This is a genomic window from Micromonospora sp. NPDC047738, assembly GCF_040642675.1.
Lineage (GTDB): Bacteria > Actinomycetota > Actinomycetes > Mycobacteriales > Micromonosporaceae > Micromonospora.
Map to the genome: position 1 here is coordinate 107,961 of NZ_JBEYSO010000003.1, position 18,459 is coordinate 126,419.

14 protein-coding genes are annotated in these 18,459 nt (G+C 74.4%); 11 read left to right on the forward strand and 3 right to left on the reverse strand.

Annotated features, from left to right (window positions below):
• Positions 1-29 precede the first annotated feature (29 nt).
• Together ABZ783_RS06595 and ABZ783_RS06600 are read left to right on the forward strand one after the other, a co-directional pair.
• Complete coding sequence (locus ABZ783_RS06595) at positions 30-1,016, forward strand: glycosyltransferase family 2 protein (RefSeq protein ID WP_357434872.1); 987 nt, start codon at positions 30-32, stop codon at positions 1,014-1,016.
• Entirely contained in the window at positions 1,013-3,292 is a 2,280-nt protein-coding gene (locus ABZ783_RS06600) for a hypothetical protein (RefSeq protein WP_357434873.1), read from the forward strand. Before ABZ783_RS06595 ends, ABZ783_RS06600 begins: the two co-directional genes overlap by 4 nt.
• A gap of 42 nt (positions 3,293-3,334) precedes the next feature.
• Here the strand turns inward: ABZ783_RS06600 and ABZ783_RS06605 are convergent, their stop codons facing one another.
• Entirely contained in the window at positions 3,335-6,025 is a 2,691-nt protein-coding gene (locus ABZ783_RS06605; protein ID WP_357434874.1) for a sugar-binding protein, read from the reverse strand.
• 408 nt (positions 6,026-6,433) lie between these two features.
• On the opposite strand from ABZ783_RS06605, the gene ABZ783_RS06610 reads away from it, so the two are divergent.
• From ABZ783_RS06610 to ABZ783_RS06645, 8 genes are all read left to right on the forward strand, one after another.
• Positions 6,434-7,597, forward strand: coding sequence for an ROK family protein (locus ABZ783_RS06610; RefSeq protein ID WP_357434875.1), 1,164 nt, complete (start codon positions 6,434-6,436; stop codon positions 7,595-7,597).
• A 51-nt stretch (positions 7,598-7,648) separates the two neighbouring features.
• Positions 7,649-8,692: an extracellular solute-binding protein gene (locus tag ABZ783_RS06615; RefSeq protein ID WP_357434876.1), complete on the forward strand. Its 1,044-nt coding sequence runs from the start codon at positions 7,649-7,651 to the stop codon at positions 8,690-8,692.
• A 124-nt stretch (positions 8,693-8,816) separates the two neighbouring features.
• Positions 8,817-9,890, forward strand: coding sequence for an ABC transporter ATP-binding protein (locus tag ABZ783_RS06620; protein WP_357434877.1), 1,074 nt, complete (start codon positions 8,817-8,819; stop codon positions 9,888-9,890).
• A gap of 55 nt (positions 9,891-9,945) precedes the next feature.
• The gene (locus ABZ783_RS06625) at positions 9,946-11,730 is read left to right on the forward strand and encodes an iron ABC transporter permease (protein ID WP_357434878.1); all 1,785 of its coding nucleotides are present in this window, start codon (positions 9,946-9,948) and stop codon (positions 11,728-11,730) included.
• Complete coding sequence (locus ABZ783_RS06630) at positions 11,718-12,548, forward strand: creatininase family protein (protein WP_357434879.1); 831 nt, start codon at positions 11,718-11,720, stop codon at positions 12,546-12,548. The genes ABZ783_RS06625 and ABZ783_RS06630 overlap by 13 nt, the downstream gene beginning before the upstream one ends.
• The gene (locus ABZ783_RS06635; RefSeq protein ID WP_357434880.1) at positions 12,545-13,498 is read left to right on the forward strand and encodes an amidohydrolase family protein; all 954 of its coding nucleotides are present in this window, start codon (positions 12,545-12,547) and stop codon (positions 13,496-13,498) included. Before ABZ783_RS06630 ends, ABZ783_RS06635 begins: the two co-directional genes overlap by 4 nt.
• 58 nt (positions 13,499-13,556) lie before the next feature.
• Entirely contained in the window at positions 13,557-15,014 is a 1,458-nt protein-coding gene (locus tag ABZ783_RS06640; protein ID WP_357434881.1) for a lyase family protein, read from the forward strand.
• Positions 15,011-15,919, forward strand: coding sequence for an ROK family protein (locus ABZ783_RS06645; protein ID WP_357434882.1), 909 nt, complete (start codon positions 15,011-15,013; stop codon positions 15,917-15,919). Before ABZ783_RS06640 ends, ABZ783_RS06645 begins: the two co-directional genes overlap by 4 nt.
• A 17-nt stretch (positions 15,920-15,936) precedes the next feature.
• On the opposite strand, the gene ABZ783_RS06650 is transcribed toward ABZ783_RS06645, so the two are convergent.
• Positions 15,937-16,647 (reverse strand): class I SAM-dependent methyltransferase, encoded by a 711-nt coding sequence (locus ABZ783_RS06650; RefSeq protein WP_357434883.1) that lies wholly within the window; start codon positions 16,645-16,647, stop codon positions 15,937-15,939.
• A gap of 110 nt (positions 16,648-16,757) precedes the next feature.
• Between ABZ783_RS06650 and ABZ783_RS06655 the strand changes: the two genes are divergently transcribed.
• Entirely contained in the window at positions 16,758-16,979 is a 222-nt protein-coding gene (locus ABZ783_RS06655; protein WP_357434884.1) for a hypothetical protein, read from the forward strand.
• A gap of 56 nt (positions 16,980-17,035) precedes the next feature.
• On the opposite strand, the gene ABZ783_RS06660 is transcribed toward ABZ783_RS06655, so the two are convergent.
• On the reverse strand, positions 17,036-18,457 hold the full coding sequence (locus ABZ783_RS06660; protein WP_357434885.1) for a carboxyl transferase domain-containing protein: 1,422 nt from the start codon (positions 18,455-18,457) through the stop codon (positions 17,036-17,038).
• Between the last annotated feature and the right edge of the window lie 2 nt (positions 18,458-18,459).

Here is an 18,459-nt window from a genome sequence, read left to right on the forward strand (position 1 = left end):
CGTCCGCCGCCGCCCGGAACGGAGGGGCCGTGACCGCACCTGAGCCGGCGCTCTCCGTGGTGGTGCCGATGTTCAACGAGGCGGCCGTCCTGCCGCTGCTCGCCGTGCGGCTGCGCGGCGTGCTGGACGGGCTCGGCGAGGCGTACGAGGTGGTGGCGGTCGACGACGGCAGCACCGACGGCACCGCGGCGGGGTTGGCGGCGCTGCGGGCCGGCTGGCCCGAACTGCGGGTGCTGCGGCTGCGCCGCAACAGCGGTCACCAGGCGGCCCTGGTCGCCGGGCTGCTCCGCGCCCGGGGCGGCTACGTGGTCAGCATTGACGCCGACCTCCAGGACCCGCCCGAGGCGATCGTCGAGATGCTCCGCCGGGCCCGCGCCGACCGCCTGGACGTGGTCTACGGCGTCCGGGCCGACCGGAGCCGGGACTCCCGGTTCAAGCGGTGGACCGCGGCCGGCTACTACCGCCTGGTCCGGCACCTGGTCGGCGCGCAGGTGCCCGCCCAGGCCGGGGACTTCCGGCTGCTCAGCCGGGCCGTGGTCGAGGCGCTGCGGGCGCTGCCGGAGCGCAGCCCGGTGCTCCGGCTGGTGGTGCCCTGGCTCGGCTTCGCCGGCGGCGAGGTCGCCTACGAGCGGCGGGAACGCGCCGCCGGGCGGACCAAGTACCCGCTGTCCCGGATGGCCGGGCTGGCCGCGGAGAGCATCACCAGCTTCTCCGCCGCCCCGCTGCGGGTGGCCACCTGGCTGGGGCTGGTCGGGGTCGCGCTCTGCGGCGTGCTGGTGGTGGTCGCGGTGCTGGCCTGGTTCGCCGGCGCGACGGTCACCGGCTGGCCCTCGCTCTACGTGGCGATCCTCTTCCTCGGCGCGGTGCAGCTGCTCTGCCTCGGGCTGCTCGGCGAGTACGTGGCCCGGATCTACACGGCGGTGCAGGGCCGGCCGGCGTACGCGGTGGCCAGCGACAGCGCCGACGGTGAGCCGGCCCGCCCGGACGCCGCCGAGCTGGCCGACAGCCTGCGGTGACCGCCCTCGCCAGCGGCGGTCTCGCTCCGTCGGCCGTGGCGCCGCGCCGCCGCCCGGCCGCCCTGCGCCACGCCCCGGCCGTGGCCGGGTACGCGTTCGTCGCCGCCGTGCTGCTGGTGGCCGGTACCCCCGTCGCCGCGCTCGCCCGCTGGACCGGGTACGCGTTGCTGGCCGTGCTGCTCCCCGGCACGCTGGTGTTCCGCGCGCTGCGTCGCCGGCCACACACCCTGATCGAGGACCTGGCCCTGGGCGCGGCCGTCGGGCTGGTGCTGGAGCTGGCCGCCTGGGCGGCGTTCACCGCCCTTGGCGTGCCCGGCTGGCTGCGGCTGTGGCCGCTCGCCGTGCTGCTGCCGTTCGCCGCCGTACCCCGGCTGCGCCAGCACTGGCGGGTGCGCTACGCCACCGTCGCGCCGGCCGGCTGGGCCTGGTCGCTGGCCGGGGTGGTCGCCGGCTTCACCCTCTACCTGTACTTCTCGTTCCTCGCCGTCAACCCGGTGCTGCCCCGCGACGAGGGCCAGGCCCAGTATCTCGACCTGGCATTTCAGCTCTCCCTCGCCGGGGCGGCCACCCACCAGGTCCCGCCGGACCTGCCGCAGGCCGCCGGGGAACCGCTGCACTACCACTGGTTCGGCTTCGCCCACCTGGCCGCCACCAGCCTGGTCAGCGGCGTCGACCTGCCGACGGTCTTCTTCCGGCTCGGCGTACCCGCGCTCTGTGCGCTCGCCGCCGTGCTGGTCGCCGTCGTCGGTTGGCGGCTCACCGGCCGCCCGTACGCCGGGGTGGTGGCCGCCGCGCTGATGTTCACCGTCGGGGAGTTCGGCTTCGAGAACGGCTGGCGGCAGCTCTTCGGCACCCAGGCCACCTTCGTGGTCTGGGGCAGCCCGTCGATGACGTACAGCTGGGTGCTGCTGCTGCCGCTGATCGCCGCGCTCGGCGAACTGGTCGGCCGGGCCCGCGGGGTGCGCGTACCGGCGCTGGGCCGGGGCGCCTGGGCGCTGGTGGTGCTCTTCCTGGCCGCGTCGACCGGCGCGAAGGCCAGCTCGCTGCCCGTGGTGCTGGCCGCACTCGCGGTCACCGCCGCGCTGGGGCTGCTGGCCCGCCGCCGGTTGCCCCGGGCCGTGCTGGTCGCCGCCGGGCTGACCCTGGCCGCGCAGCTCTTCGCCACCGCCGTGCTGTTCGGCTTCGAGAGCCACGGGGTGACCCTCGACCCGCTCTCCGGGCTGCGCCCGTACGTGCCGACCGCACGTCCGGCGGCGGTCACCGTGCTGGTGTGGGCGGCGGTGGCGGTGGCGTTCCTGCTCAACCTCCAGCTCCGGCTGGCCGGCCTGCTGGCCCTGCTGCGGCACCGCCGGTGGCGGCTGGAGCCGGTGCAGGTGTTCCTGCTCGGCGGCGCGCTCGCCGGGCCGGCGATCTATCTGGCCGTCGGCCACCCGGGCAGCAGCAACCAGTACTTCACCCGCACCGGGTTCGCCTTCGGGGTGCTGCTGTCCGCGTGGGGCTGGGTAGAGGTGGCCGACCGGGCCGCGCTCTCCGCCCGGGGCCGGCGGCTGCTCGGCGCCGGGGCGGCCGGGTTCGCGGTGCTGCTCACCGCGGTTCAGCTCGGCTCGGCGATCAGCACGCGCGCCAGCCCGGCGTACGCCCCGGTGCTGCCGCTGCTCTGGTGGGCCGGCGCGCTGGCCGTGGCGGCGCTGGTGGTGGCCCTGTACTGGCCGGCGCTGCGCGGACGCTGGCCGGGGCTGGCCGGCCGGGGCGGGCTGCTGCTGCTCACCGCCGTGCTGGTCGCCGGGGCGCCGGGCCTGGTGCTGGACGCCGCGGTGACCCGGACGTACCCGAACGGCGGGGCGTATCCGGTGGTGGCGATGCCCGCCTCGCGGGTCGAGGCGGCCCGCTGGGTCCACGCGCACAGCGACCCGGCCGACGTGCTCGCCACCAACGCGCACTGCCGGGCCGTGGTGGAGGGCTGGTGCGACGCCCGCTCGTTCTGGCTCAGCGGCTACGCGGAGCGCTCGGTGCTGGTGGAGGGGTGGGCGTTCGCGCCCCGGATGGTCGGCCGGCCGCAGGGCCCGTACGCGCCGTTCTGGGACGCGGCCCGGCAACGCGCCAACGACGCGGCCTTCACCGCGCCCACCGCCGCCGGCCTGGCCGCCCTGCGTGACCGGTACGGCGTCCGCTGGCTGGTGGTCGACCGGGAGGTCGCCCCGGAGGCACCCGACCTGCGGCGCCTCGCCGACCCGCGGTTCGCGAACTCCCGGGTGGCGGTCTACCGCCTGCGGTGACCGGACGGGCCCCTTGTCGAACAAGGGGCCCGTCCGGTCGGTTCAGCCCAGCGGGACCGCCTGGGCGAGCGCCGCGCCGTCCGCCTCGAACGCGGCCAGCAGCGACGTCGGCGTACCGGCGGCCACCGGTACCACCACGGTCACCGGCGAGCCGGCGGTCAGGGCCACGGTGCGGTCGCCGGTGGACCGGTCACCGTCCCAGCCGTACAGGTACGCGGTGCCGGCCCGGTCGGCCCGCAGGGTGACCGAGACGCCGTCGGCGACCGCGCGGGCGTCGGTGAGCCGCAGGGCGCCCACCGGCAGCCGCGGTACGGCCGCCGGCGCGATCCCGTCCGTCGCCGCCTGCGCGATGGTCTGCGGGCTGTGCACGCTGCGCGCGGCGGTGTCCGGGAACACCGGGGCGCTGGGCTGGCGGGCCGGCGGGGTGTACCCGGGCAGGGTGACCAGACCGTACCGGTACGGGTCGGCCCGTACGCCGGTGAAGGTGGACCAGCCCAGCCGCGACTGGGACGTCAGGTCCTGGGTGTCCGAGTCGTAGACCAGCACGTTGAAGCCCATCCGGGCCGGGTCGACGGCGTCCGGCAGCACGGCGAACGGGATGCTCGCCTCGATGGTGTAGCCGGCGTACGGCGCGCTGACCTTGCTGACCACGGTCATCCCCGGCGCGGTCGTCGCGCCCGGCCCCTGCCGGTTGTCGGCGTCCCGCTGCCAGCACGGTGGGTCGCCGTTTGCCGGGTCGTCGGTGACCGGGAAGATGCCGGCCTTGAACGCGGTGGAGGTGTCCGCCGAGTTCCCCTTCGGGTCGATGATGATCTCCACGCTGTCGGTGCGGCGCTGCCGCTTGCAGTCCTGCGGCACCACCTTGCGGCCCAGCACGTCGTCGGTGACCTGCACGAAGACCTTCAGGGCGTCCTCGGTCCAGGCGATCCGGCCGGTCGCCGAGGCGTCCCGCGCCGTGGTGGGCTCGCCCTCCCAGATCCGGGAGAGGTCCAGCTCCGGGCCGGGGTACTCGCCGGGGGCGGCCACCCCGTCCACCGCGTGCCCGGCCCCGGCGTGCGGCACCTCGCTGGTCGGGACGATCTCCAGGGCGCCGGTCTCGACCGTGCTGCCGGCGGCGCTGGTGGTGGTGATGGTGATCCCGTAGTCGCCGTCGGTGCCGCCCTCGTTGGCCGTGGGCAGGGTGGCGTCGGTGTTGGTGACGGTGAAGGTCACCGTGCCGGTCGCGCCGGGGGCCAGTTCGGGGTAGCTCCTGGTGGCCGCGTCGGCGCTGAAGCCCGCCGGCAGGCCGAGCGTGACCTGGCCGCGCTGGGCGACCTGCCCGTGGTTGCGCAGATCCACCCGGACCGACCGGCTCTGCCCCGAGCCGATGGTGAGCACCGGCTTGATCAGCGTGTCCAGCTGCGGGTAGCCGCTGTCGCCGGCCCAGTCCCGGAAGATCCCCACCTCGGGCAGCGGCTCCAGGGTGCCGCGCACGTCGGCGACCACCCGCACCGCGCGGTCGGTACGCCCGACGCCCTGCCCGGTGGTCAGGGTCGCGCCGAGCTGCCGCTGTTGGTTGGTGTCGGCGGCAGCCGGCACGGTGACGGTGAAGGTGGCGGTCTGCTCCTGGCCCGCCGGCACCGCGCCGCGCAGCGTGCCGGATCCGGTGGCGGTCCAGCCCTCGGGCAGCCGGAGGGCGACCCGGGGCTGGGTCAGCGCCCGGTCGCGGGGGGCCCGGACGTGCGCGGTCACCTCGACGGTCTGGCCCGGGGCGAGGTCGAACCGGTCCGTGGTCAGGTAGAGCTCGGTGCCCTGGGGCAGCCCGCCGGGCGCGGCCGGCAGCACCGAGCCGCGCAGGATCGCCTCGGCGGAGGTGTCTGCCGGGTCGTACGGGACCCGGCTGTCGACCAGGGTGTAGAAGTCACAGCGGATCTTGGCCGGATCGGTCGGGGCGGCGGCGGTACCGGCCCAGCCCTGGGTGACGTAGTCGCGGCGGGCGTCCACCTCGATCTCGGCCCAGGTCTTCCCGGTGCGGCTCGGGGTGCCCTCCCAGACGCCGAAGACCTGGTCGGTCGGCACCGTCGGGACGAAGCTCGACGCGCATGCCGGACCGGCGGACGAGCTGCCGGTGCCGCCGGTACGCAGGAACTTCGCCGCCCGGAACGGCTTCAGGCCCTCCTTGGTGAGCTGCTCGGGGAAGGCGTTCGGGTCGGCGGCGGCGTGGAACGCCTCCGCGGCGAACCGGGCGGCCTGCTGGTGGTTGCCGTGGTTGCCCGGGGTGGGTGACGGGTTCATCGTCAGCACGATCTCGGGCCGGGTCTGCCGGATCACCCGCACGATCTGCGCGAGGGTGTCGTCGTGCCCCCAGATCCGCTCCGAGAGCGGAGCCGAGGCGGTGTACCAGAAGTCGACCCGGTCCAGGTTGTACAGGTTCTCCACCCCGGCGCGGCCGATCGCGGTGCGCTCCTCGCGCTCGCGGATGATGCCGAGCGGTGGGCCCTCCTCGAGGCCGACCGCGTTGCCGCCGCCCTCGCCGCGGGTGATGGTCACGACGCCGGCCTTCGCGCCGTACCGCTCCTTCCACTGGCCCAGGGTCGCGAGGCTGCCCGCCTCGTCGTCGGGGTGGGCGCTGACGAAGAGCACGTCGAGGTCGACGGCGGGTGGGGCGGGCGCGGGCGCGGCGAGGGCCACGCCCGGGACCCCGGAGAGGGCCAGGGCGAGCGCCGTGGGTAGCAGGAACGTCTTGCGTCGCATGCGGATCCTTCCGACTGGGCCGAGGTCCGGGCAGCCGCCAGCGACGTCGGACGCGGGCCGGCGTCGACGTGGTGGTCGCTTTCGGACGGTGGGCGGTGGGCGGCGGGACGGTGGGTGCCGACGGGCACCCCGGGCCGCCGGGTACGCAGCGGTACGGGACTCCGTACACACTGGAAGGCCTTCGCTCGGTGACGCTAGGGACCGGCGCGGCGGCTCGTCAATGCTGTGCAAGATCTTTCTTAATTTGCGGAAGAAAGTAATTCGCCGCCATGGGCGCTCTGGATCTTGCTCCACTCCGGGAAGTGTCGGCCGGTTCGTCGACATTTCCGCTGCTCATCACGGTCGCGTCGGACGGCCGAGACCCATTCGTTACTTGACTCAATAATTCGTTCGCCGTAGGAAGGAAGTGTGACTGACGTGGTGACGCCACCGACGAGCCCGGTGAGCCGGGAGCGGTCGAAGGAGATCAAGCGGCTCTCCGTGATCTCCGCCGCCCGCCAGGTGCGGGTGCTCTCCCGCGCCGAGCTGACCGAGCTCACCGGATTGAGCCCGGCCACGCTCACCCCGCTGGTCCGCGACCTGATCGCCGAGGGCTATCTGATCGAGCGCGGACCGGGCGCGTCCCGGGCCGGCCGGCCGCGGGCCATGCTGGAGTTCAACCCCCGCGCCGAGCTGGTCGCCGCCGTCTCGCTGGAGCCGTCCCGGATCAGCTGCGAGATCGCCGACAGCGACGGCGGCGTGGTGGCGCACCGGACCGTGCGGCTCATCGGCGACATCGTCGACCTGATCTGCACGGCGGTGCCCGACCTGGCCGGCGACGGCCTGCCCGCGCTGCGCGGGGTGGCCATCGCCGCTCCCGGCGTCTCCTCCGGCGGTGCGGTCCGGCTCGCTCCCTCGGTCGGCCTGGTGGAGGGGCGGCCGATAGGGGAGTCGGTGCGGCAGCGGCTCGGGGTGCCGGTGGTGGTCGACAACGACGTGAACCTGATGGCCGCCGGCGAGCACGCGGCCGGTGCCGGCACGGACGTGGCCGACCTGCTCCTGCTGCACGTCGCTGACGGCATCGGGGCCGGCCTGGTGCTGGACGGCCAGGTCCGCCGCGGCTCCGGCGGGGCGGCCGGCGAGGTGGGCTTCCTGCCCCTCGACCCGGCCGACCGTGGGCACGACGGGATCGGCCCGTTCGAGGCCCGCTGGTCGGAGAGCGCCATCGCCGAGAAGGTGGTGTCCCTGGCCCCGGGCCGCCGGCCCGAGTCGCCGGTCCGGGCCCTGGTGGACCTGGCCGCCGCCGACGACCTGGCCGCCGCGTACCTGGACGAGGTGCTGGCCGCCTGGTCCCGCCTCATCGTCTCCTGCGCCTGCGTCGTCGACCCCGGCCGGGTCCTGCTCAGCGGGGCCGCCGCCGAGCTGGACGACGCCGCGGTCGACCGGCTCCAGGCCCTGGTGTCGGCCGCCGCACCCAGCCCGACCGAGGTCCGCCGGGCGGTCCTCGGCGACCGGGCCGTGCTGCACGGCGCGGTCAGCTACGCCCTCTCCGCCGCCGCCGCGGGCCTGTCCACCCTGCTACCCGCCCCCTAGACCTTTCCCTTCAGAACAACGTAGTTCCCCCACATCCCTCGGAGGTACCCCATGAGACGCCGACTTCTTCTCGCCGGAGCGCTCGCCGCCGTCCTCGCCGCCGGCACCGCCTGCGGTGGCGGCTCGACCGACAAGGCCGCCGGCGAAACCGAGAAGCTGACGATCTACACGGCCCGCGACAAGAAGGTCGCCACCTTCGTCGTCGACAAGTTCACCGCCAAGTACCCCGAGTACAAGGGCAAGGTCGAGGTCCTCAACCTCGGCGCGCAGGAGATCCTGGAGCGGGTCCGGGCCGAGAAGGCCAACCCGCAGGCCGACGTCTGGTGGGGCGGCACCCAGCAGGGGCTGGCCGCCGGGGCCACCGAGGGCCTGCTCAACCCCTGGCAGCCGTCGTTCGCCGGCAAGATGGACGCCAAGTACAAGGACCCCGAGGGCCGCTGGTTCGGCGAGATCCTGCTGCCCGAGGTCATCATGTACAACAACAAGGCCCTCACCCCGGAGCAGGCCCCGAAGGACTGGGACGACCTGCTGAAGCCGGAGTGGAAGGACAAGATCATCATCCGGGACGTGGCCGCCTCCGGCACGATGCGGTCGATCTACGCCTCGATGATCCAGCGGCAGTCGCCGGACGGCAGCAACCCGCAGCCGGGCTACGACTGGCTGAAGAAGCTCGACGCCAACACCGGCACGTACGCGGCCAACCCGACCGACCTCTACCTGAAGATGTCCCGCCAGCAGGGCGTCCTCAGCGCCTGGAACCTGCAGGACATCCTGCTCCAGGCCAACCAGTCCAACATGCCCTTCGGGTACGTGATGCCGGCCTCCGGCGCCCCGGTCCTGGTCGACGGCCTGGCCGCGGTCAAGGGCGGCAACACCACCGGCGCGCAGAAGTTCATCGAGTTCCTCTTCGACGACTCGCTCCGCGCCGACCTGGCCAAGGACTACTTCCAGATCCCGGCCGTGGACATCGCCGAGAAGCCGGAGTGGCTGAACCAGCTCAACCTCAAGCCGCTGGACGTCGACTGGGACGTGATCGGCAAGAACGAGACCGAGTGGATCAACCACTGGAACAGCCAGATCAAGAACAAGGGCTGATCACCGGGGTGCCGGGTGCGACCTCGCGCCCGGCACCCCGCCCCCGTCACGCACGCCGCCAGACCGGGTCTGGCCCCACCCCACCACCGGTCAGACCCGGTAACCGGACGCAAGGAGAGACATCATGATCGATGTCACGCTGGAGTCGGTGAGCAAGCGATTCGCGCGCGCCGGCGACACTGCGGCCGTCGACGACGTCGACATCAGGATCGCCGCGGGTGAGTTCTTCACCCTGCTGGGCCCGAGCGGCTGCGGCAAGACCACCACCTTGCGCATGGTGGCCGGCTTCTACTTCCCCACCTCGGGCCGGATCCGCTTCGGCGAGGAGGACGTCACCCACCGGCCGCCGAACAAGCGCGACACCGGCATGGTCTTCCAGAACTACGCGCTCTTTCCGCACATGACCGTGGCGCAGAACGTCGCGTACGGCCTGAAGATCCGCAAGGTCGGCCGGGCCGAGTCGAAGCGACGGGTCGAGGAGGCGCTGGGCCAGGTGCACCTCGCCGGCTACGGCGGCCGCCGGATCGACCAGCTCTCCGGCGGCCAGCAGCAGCGGGTCGCGCTGGCCCGCGCCCTGGTGATCCGCCCCCGCACCCTGCTGCTCGACGAGCCGCTGTCCAACCTCGACGCCAAGCTGCGCGAGGAGACTCGGGTGGAGATCCGCCGGATCCAGCGGGAGGCCGGCACCACCTCCATCTACGTGACCCACGACCAGGCCGAGGCGATGGCGATGTCCGACCGGATCGCCGTCATGGAGTCCGGCCGGGTCCAGCAGATCGGTGCGCCGCAGGAGATCTACCACCGGCCGGCGAACGCGTTCGTGGCCCGGTTCATCGGCCGCAGCAACGTGCTCAGCCTGCCGGTGGCCACCGCCGGCCCGCAGACCGTCACCGTCGCGCTGCCCGGCGGCGACCAGGTGACCGTGGCCGCGCCGGCCGAGCACGGCCTGCGCGAGAACGCCACCGCGCTGGTCTCCGTCCGGCCCGAGCACATCGGGCTCGCCTCGGCCACCGAGGCCGGCGCGCTGTCCGGCCGGGTGACCGAGCTGGAGTTCACCGGCATGTCCACCAACCTCCTGGTCGACGTGGCCGGCGAGCCGGTGCAGGTCACCGCCATCGACGTACCCGCCGGCCTGGCGGTCGGCGACCAGGTCGGGCTGCGGCTGCCCCGGGAGCGGATGTGGGTGGTGCGACCGTGAGCGCGAGGAGTGAGCCGGTCCTGCGAGCCCCGCAGTCGCGAACTGAGGTGACGCCGTGAGCACCATCCCCGCCACCCCCGGCGCGGCCACTGTCCCGCCGGTCACCAAGGAGCCGACGCCGCCGCGGGCCCGCCGGTCCCGGCGGTTCGCCGGCGGCGCCAACTCACCCTGGTTCCCGTACGTCCTGGTCTTCCCGCTGGCGCTGATCCTCTTCGGGTACGTGGTCCAGCCGATGTTCGCCACCTTCGCGGAGAGCGTCGGGGTGGACGGCCTGGCGAACTACACCATCTTCCTCACCGGCGACGGGGTGGCCCGCTCCTCGCTGGTCACCTCGCTGGTGATCTCGGCGGCCAGCGTGGTGCTCTGCGGCATCGTCGGCGTGGCGATGGCGTTCCTGCTCAAGCGCTTCTCGTTCCCGGGGCGTCGGCTGATCGAGGCGATCATCCTGGTGCCGGCCGCGCTGCCGCCGCTGATCGGGGCGATCTCGTTCCAGCTGCTCTACAGCGAGACCGGCATCCTGCCGCGGGGCCTGCAGCACCTGTTCGGCACCGAGAGCCCGGTGCTGCCGTTCACCGGCATCGCCGGCGTGCTGGTGGTGCACACGTTCACCATGTACCCGTTCTTCTACCTGGCCACCTCGGCCGCGCTGGTCGGGATGGACCCGTCGGTGGAGGAGGCCGCGTACAACCTGGGTGCCGGCCGGCTCCGGGTCTGGCGCACCGTGCTGCTGCCGATGCTCACCCCGGCGCTGGTCTCCGCCTCGCTGCTGGTCTTCATGACCTCGCTGGCGTCGTACACCGCTCCACTGCTGTTCGGGGTGGACCAGACGATGACCATGCAGATCTACATCAACCGCACCAACGGCGACCTGCCGATGGCCTCCACGTACGCCTCGGTGCTCGGCGTGGTGTCGGTGCTGTTCCTGCTCGGCATGCGCTGGTACGAGGGGCGGCGCAGCTATCGCTCCCAGTCCAAGGGCGTCGCCGCGCACCGCCGTGAGCTCACCAACCCGTTCGGTCGGTGGCTGGCCCTGCTCGCCTCGCTGCTCGGCACCCTGGTGCTGCTCGCCCCGGTGGGCACGATCGCGCTGGTGGCGTTCTCGCAGGACGGCTCGTGGACGACCGAGGTGATCCCCTCGGCGTACACGATGCAGAACTTCGTCACGATCTTCACGGACGCCGGGGCGTACCGGCCGATCGTCAACTCGCTGCAGATGAGCCTGATCGCCACGGTCGCCTGCGTGGTGGTCGGCGTGCTCATCGCGTACGCGGTGCGCCGGCTGGACTTCCGCGGCCGCGGCCTGCTCGACGTGGCGGTCATGCTGGCCTGGGCGCTGCCCGGCACGGTGGTGGCGATCAACCTGATCTCGGCGTTCAGCACCGGCAACGCGTTCAGCTTCGGCCAGGTCCTCATCGGAACCTTCTGGATCATGCCGCTGGCGTACTTCGTGCGGTTCCTGCCGCTGGTGTTCCGTTCCAGCTCGGCGACGCTGGCCCAGCTCGACCCGTCGCTGGAGGAGGCCGCCCGCAACCTCGGCGCGTCCTGGTGGCGGGCGTTCGGCACGGTCACCCTGCGGCTGATGCTGCCGGGCGTGCTGGCCGGCGCGCTGCTCGCCTTCGTGCACGGGGTCGGCGAGTTCGTCGCCTCGGTGCTCATCTACACCTCCGAGACCGCGCCGATCTCCGTCGAGATCAACAACCGGATGTACTCGTTCGAGGTGGGCACCGCCGCCGCGTACGGCATGCTCCAGGTCGTGCTGATCTTCGTGGTGATGGTGGTCTCCGGCCGGCTGGAGAGCGGCCCGAAGGCCAGCCGGGAGGCGACGCAGTGGACGGCGTGACGGACCGCTGGCCGGCGGGCGGCGGACTGCTTCCCGCCGCCCGGGTCCCCGGCGGGGAACTCGCCGCGGTCGCCGCGGCGGCGGACTTCGCGGTGCTCCCGGTCGGCGCGGTCGAGTGGCACGGTCCGCACCTGCCGCTCGGCACCGACCTGATCCTCGCCGAGGGCTTCGCCGGCGAGTCCGCCCGCGACGAGCCGGGGCCACGCGGCGTGCTCTTCCCCGCCGTCGCCTACGCCGCCTGCCCGGGGCAGACCCGGCCCTGGCCGGGGACGGTGGCGATCCGGCCGGAGATCGCGGTCGGCTACCTCGCCGACGTGATCGAGGGCATCGTCGCCGCCGGCTTCCCCCGGCTGCTGGTGGTCAACGGCCACGACGCGAACATGTCCACGGTCCGGGCCGCCATGGAATGGGTTTCCGGCCGGCGGACCGCCAGCCTGCTGCTGGTCAACTGGTTCCAGCTGGTCAACCCGGTGGAGACCACGGAGATCTACGGCGCGCCGCCGGCCCGGGGGCACGGCGGGGCGTACGAGACCTCCGGGGTGCTCGGCTTCGACCCCGGCGCGGTACGCCTCGACGCCGCCACCGACCTGCCGCCGCGGCCGAAACTGCCGGTGCCCCACCCGTACGTGCTCGTGGAATCCCGCCCCGAGCCCTGGCAGGGCTGGTCCGGGCACGTCTCACTGGCCAGCGAGGAGGCCGGCCGGCAGGTCCGCGCGCTGGCCGGGGAGCGACTGCGGGAGGTCGTCGCCGCCTGGGTGGCCGCCCCACCGCCGGCGCCGCCCACCGCCGACCCACTGCCGACCGAGGGGACGTCATGACCGTCGATCGAGGACTGGACGTCGTCGACTTCCACCTGCACTTCCGGATCGGCGCGGACGAGACGATCCACGCCTGCGAGCAGGCGGCCGGCATGCACCCCGGCGGGGAGCACGAGCGGGCGGTCCGGGCCGCCGGCTCCGCGCCGTACGCCCGGCAGTGGCGGCAGGCGTGGGGCTTCCCCGACCCGGAGCCGCCCGCCGAGCGCTGGCAGGACGAGGCCGACCGCTGGGCCGACGAACTGCGCGCGGCCAACATCCGCAAGGCCGTCTTCGTGACCGGCGGCGGCAACGACACCCTCGCCGACGTGGTCGACCGCCACCCGGACCTGCTGCTCGGCTTCGCCCACCACGACCCGTACGGCCCGGACGCCGCGCGGGAACTGGAACGCACGGTGACCGAGCGCGGCCTGCGCGGGCTGAAGCTGTTCGCCCCGCTGCTGCGCGGCCCGCTCGACCACGAGGACCTGGACCCGCTCTGGGGCACCGCCCAGCGACTCGGCGTGTCCGTCCTGATCCACATCGGGCACTACGGCAGCGCCGGCGGCCTCAGCTTCGGCCGGTACGGCGGCCCGGACGAGCTGGCCCGGATGGCCCGGCGCTTCCCGGAACTGGCCGTGGTGGTGCCGCACTTCGGCGTCCAGCACGTGCAGGAGCTCCTCTTCGCCGCCTGGGGCTGCCCCAACATCCACGTCGACACGTCCGGCTCCAACCAGTGGGTGCGGTGGATGCCGTACAAGCTGACCCTGGAGGACCTGTTCCGCCGCTGCTACGAGACGATCGGCCCGCACCGGATCGTCTTCGGCAGCGACTCGTCCTGGTTCCCGCGCGGCTACGTCACCCGCTACCTCGACGACCAGCTCCGGGTCTGCCGGGAGCTGGGCCTGCCCGACGACCACCTACGCGCGATCTTCGCCGGCAACGCCGAACGGCTGCTCGGCCTGACCGACTGACCGGCCGAACCCGCACCGGGGCGGCCCACCGCCCGCCCGCGGACTGGAAGGAACCGTCATGAGCACATCCCCGCTGACCACCTACCAGCGGCACCACCTGGCGCCCACCTACGACCACCATGTGGGCCACCTGTATCCGGCGATGGTCCGGGCCAGCCAGGCGCACGTGGTGATGCTGACCGAGCAGGGGCTGATCCCCGCCGAGCGGGGTGCCCGGCTGCTGCGCGGGCTGGCCGTCCTGCGCGCCGACACCACCCCGCCGCCGGCGTACGACGGCAGCTTCGAGGACACCTACTACCTGCTGGAGAAGCGGCTCGCCGAGGCGTGCGGCATCCCCACCGCCGAACTCGACGTGCAGCTGGCCCGGAGCCGGAACGACCTGGACGCCGGGGTGTTCCGGATGCTGCTGCGGGACCAGCTCCTCGGGGTGCTGGACCGGGTGCTGGCCACCGGCCGGACCGCCCTGGACCGCGCCGACCGGTACGCGGACGTGGTCATCACCGGCTACACCCATCGCCGGCCGGCCCAGCCCACCACCATCGGCCATGCGCTCGCCGGGTACGCCGAGGCGCTCGCCGGCGAGGCGGCCGCCTACGCCGACGTGATCGACCAGCTCAACGTCTCACCGCTGGGCTCCTGCGCGTTCGCCGGCACCGACCTGGACATCGCCCCGGCCCGGGTGGCGGAGCTGCTCGGGTTCGCCGGCCTGGTGACCAACTCGTACGAGGCCGTGGCCGGCGCCGACCACCTGGTCCGCGTCGGCACCCTCAACGCGCAGGCGCTGGCCACCGGGGCCCGGCTGGCCCGCACCCTGATGGACTGGCTGAGCTGGCAGTGGGTCGCCACGCCGGGCGACTTCACCCAGGGCAGCAGCATCATGCCGCAGAAGCGCAACCCGGTGGTGCTGGAGCACCTGGTCTCGTACGCCGGCGCGGCCGCGGCGGACGCCGCCTCGGTGCTGAACAACGTCGGCGCCGCCTGGTGGGAGGACTCCAACAACGCCACCACCGACGTGCAGGTCCGGCTCTGGGAGAGCAACGACCGGGCGGAGCGCTTCTTCGCCCTGGTCGGCGGCTTCCTGGCCGAGGTGGAGCCGCTGTCGCCGCCGAGCCGGGAGGAGATCGTCGCCTCCGGCGCCACCACCACCGCCGCGGCCGATGCGCTGACCCGGCACGGGGTGCCGTTCCGGGCCGCCCACTCGGTGGTCGGCCGGCTGGTCCGGGCCGGTGGCCCGGACACCTGGACCGCCGAGGGCGTCCGGGCCGCGGCCGAGGGGCTGACCGGCCCGCTCGACGACGCCGCGGTCGCCGACCTGATCGCCGCCGCCGTCCGTCCCGACCTGGTGCTGAACCGGGCTCAGGTGGACGGGCCGGGCGCCGCCGCGGTCCGCGCCCAGGTGGGTACGCTGCGCGTCGCGTTTGAGGGGGTCGCTGACCGCCTGGCGGCGGTGCGCGACCGGCTCCGCCGGGCGGACGACGCGCTGGACGCCGTCGCCGCCGAGCTGGTGGCCCGGTGAGCGTGGGGCTGGCGGGGTCCACCCGGACCGGTGGACTGCTGCTCGGCATCGACTTCGGTGGCACCAAGATGGCCGTCGGGGTGGCCGACGCCGAGGGGCAACTGCTGGCCCACCGCCGGGTCCCCACCCATGCCGAGCAGGGCGCGCCGCAGGCGCTGGAGCGCGCCCTGCACCTCGCCGCGGAGCTGGTCGCCGAGGTTGGTGGGCCGCTCGTCGCGGCCGGGGTGGCCTCGCCCGGGGTGGTCCGTCCGGACGGCATCGACCTGGCCCCCAACGTGCCCGGGTGGGAGCGGCTGCGGCTGGCCGACGCGGTCCGGGACGCGCTCGGCGTGGCCCGGGTGGCGGTGGACAACGACCTGAACGCCGCCGCCCTGGCCGAGCTGCGGCTGGGCGCGCTGCGGGACGCCGACCCCGGCCTGGTGGTGGGCATCGGCACCGGCGTGGCGGCCGCCGTGACGGTCGGGGGGACCGTCCTGGCCGGACACCGCGGGGCGGCCGGCGAGATCGGGTACGCCGTGGCCGGCGGCCCGTGGCCGGGCACCATGCTGGAGCTGGACTTCTCCGGCCGGGCGCTGGACCGGCTCGCCGAGGACCTCGGCGTGCCGGGCGGGGCGGCCGGGCTCGCCGACGCGGCGGAGCGGCCCGGGGCGGCGCGCGACGCGCTGACCGCCCGGGTCGACGAGGTGGCCCGGCACCTGGTCACCTGCTGCCTGCTGCTCGACCCGCAACGGGTGGTGCTGGTGGGCGGGGTGGCCCGCAGCGCGCTGATCCGCGGGCTGCTGGTCGACCGGCTCAACGAGGTGCTGCCGCACCGGCCCGACGTGGTGCTCTCCCGGTTCGCCGACGACGCCGCGCTGCTCGGCGCGCTCACCCTGGCCCGCGAGGCGGTGCCCGCGCCCCGCTGACCCGGTGCTCCGGGCGGTCAGGCCGGGCGGTGGGCGCGCAGCATCAGCGAGACGCCGGGCAGCGACCGCACCGGCAGGTACCGCTCGGCGGTGATGATCGCGCGCAGTCCGAGGTTGACCGCGGGGCGCAGGTGGTCCAGGTCGCTGCCGGTGGATCGGCGTCGCCGCCAGGCCGCGACCGGCCGGAGCAGCACGTTCCAGCTCCACAACTCGTCCACCGCCAGCCCGGCCTTCGCCACCACCGCCCGCAGCCCGGCCCGGTCGTAGCGGCGGACGTGCCCGACGGCCACGTCGTGCGCCGACCAGAGCCGCATGTCGGCCGGCACCGCGATCAGCGCGGTCCCGCCCGGCCGTAGCGCCCGGCGGATCTCGGCGGCGGCCAGGTGGTCCTCGTCGAAGTGCTCCAGGATGTCGAAGGCGACCACCAGACCCAGGCTGGCCGAGGGGACCGGCAGGTGCCGGGCGTCGGCCCGGATCACGGCCAGGCCCCGCTCGCGGGCCAGCCCGGCGCCCGCCGCGCTGTATTCCAGGGCGAGCGGCCGCCAGCCGTACGCCCGCAGCACCCGGGTGTTGCCGCCGCCGGCCGCGCCGATGTCCAGCGCCCGCTCCGGGCGCACCCCGGCCGCCGCCAGCCGCCGCAGCGCCCGACCCAGCAGGGCCCGCCGCTCCCGGTACCACCAGTGGGTGTCCTCGAGCGCGGCGAGCTTGCGGATCTCGGTTGCGTCCACGGCGTGCTCCTCGACACGTCTCGGCCGCCCTCACCCTAGTCGCCCTGCCGGCCGGGGCGGTCGCAAAACCGGGTGCGGCGCCGCGCTGGGCGCTGGCAGGCTGGGTGGCCATGGGACAGCAGGCGCAGGGTTTCCGCTACCTCGAGCGGGCCGACGGCTCCGTCGTGGTCACGCACCACGGCCGGGTGGCCGCCACGCTGCGCGGCGGCCGCGCGGCGGAGTTCCTGGCCGAGGTCGAGGACGACCCGCAGCTGGTGATGGCCCGGTGGACCGGCAACTACCGCCGGGGCAACGAGCGGACCGCCCGCCAGCACCCCCGCAACCGGACCTGAGAAACGTCAGGGCCCGCGCCCGGGTTAAGCGCGGACCCTGACGGTACGACCGGTGGTTACAGCGGAATGTTGCCGTGCGCGCCCCGGGCGGCCGGCGCCGCGGCGAGGGCCTCCGCGATCCGCCGCCGGGTCTCCGCCGGCTTGATCACCTCGTCCACCACGCCGATCTCCAGCGCCCGGTTGACGCCACCGGCGACCCGGATCTGCTCCTCGATCAGCTGGGCGCGCAGCGCCTCCCGCTCCTCGACCGGAGCGGCGGCCAGCTTCTTGCGGTGCAGGACGTTCACCGCCGCGCTCGCGCCCATCACCGCGACCTCCGCGTTCGGCCAGGCGAACACCGCGGTCGCCCCCAGCGAGCGGGAGTTCATCGCGATGTACGCCCCGCCGTACGCCTTGCGGGTCACCAGCGTCACCCGCGGCACCACCGCCTCGGCGAAGGCGTGCAGCAGCTTCGCCCCGCGCCGGACCACGCCGTCCCACTCCTGGCCCAGGCCGGGCAGGTAGCCGGGGACGTCGACCAGCACGATCAGCGGCACCCCGAGCGAGTCGCACATCCGCACGAAGCGGGCGGCCTTCTCGGCGCTGGACGCGTCGAGGCAGCCACCCAGCCGCAGCGGGTTGTTGGCGATCACGCCGACCGTGCGACCGGCGAAGCGGCCGAGCGTGGTGACGATGTTCGGCGCCCACTTGGCGTGCAGCTCCACGCCCGGAGCGTCGAGCAGCGCCTTGACCACCGGCCGCACGTCGTACGCCCGGCTGGCCTCGGCCGGCATCTTCGCGGCGAGGTCGTGCCCCTCGTCGCCGGTGGCCACGTCGTCCGGCGAGAGCCGCCCCTGGCGGCCGAGGAGCGCGGCGAGCCGGCGCGACTCGGCCAGCGCCTCCTCGTCGTCCTGGCAGGTCACGTGCACCACACCGGAGCGCCGGCCGTGCGGCTCGGGACCGCCCAGCCGCGCCATGTCGACCTGCTCACCGGTGACGCTGCGGACCACCTCGGGGCCGGTGACGAAGATCCGGCCGGCCCCGCTCATCACCACGACGTCGGTCAGCGCCGGACCGTACGCGGCGCCACCCGCGGCCGGCCCGAGCACCACGGAGATCTGCGGCACCCGGCCGGACGCCCGGACCATGGCCGCGAAGACCTGGCCGACGGCGTCGAGGGCGACCACACCCTCGGCCAGCCGGGCTCCGCCGGAGTGCCAGAGGCCGAGCACCGGCACCCGTTCCCGGACGGCGGTGTCGATGGCGTCCACGATGTGCCGGCACCCGTCGGCACCCATCGCGCCGCCCATCTTCGTGGCGTCGGTGGCGTACGCGATGGCCGGCGTACCGTCGATCTCGCCCCGCGCGTAGCGCACGCCGGAGCTGTCCCGCGGCGCCAGCAGGCGCAGCGAGCCGGCGTCGAACAGCGCCCGAAGGCGGACCTCCGGATCCCGGTGGTCCACCGTCGAGCTGTCCGCGCTGACGGCGGTCGTGGTCACTG

Excerpts from the sequence above, each read along its gene's own strand:
- ABZ783_RS06640 (WP_357434881.1), top strand. The coding sequence starts at position 13,557 with ATGAGCACATCCCCGCTGACCACCTACCAGCGGCACCACCTGGCGCCC.
- ABZ783_RS06620 (WP_357434877.1), top strand. The coding sequence starts at position 8,817 with ATGATCGATGTCACGCTGGAGTCGGTGAGCAAGCGATTCGCGCGCGCC.
- ABZ783_RS06605 (WP_357434874.1), bottom strand. The coding sequence starts at position 6,025 with ATGCGACGCAAGACGTTCCTGCTACCCACGGCGCTCGCCCTGGCCCTC.
- ABZ783_RS06655 (WP_357434884.1), top strand. The coding sequence starts at position 16,758 with ATGGGACAGCAGGCGCAGGGTTTCCGCTACCTCGAGCGGGCCGACGGC.
- ABZ783_RS06635 (WP_357434880.1), top strand. The coding sequence starts at position 12,545 with ATGACCGTCGATCGAGGACTGGACGTCGTCGACTTCCACCTGCACTTC.
- ABZ783_RS06615 (WP_357434876.1), top strand. The coding sequence starts at position 7,649 with ATGAGACGCCGACTTCTTCTCGCCGGAGCGCTCGCCGCCGTCCTCGCC.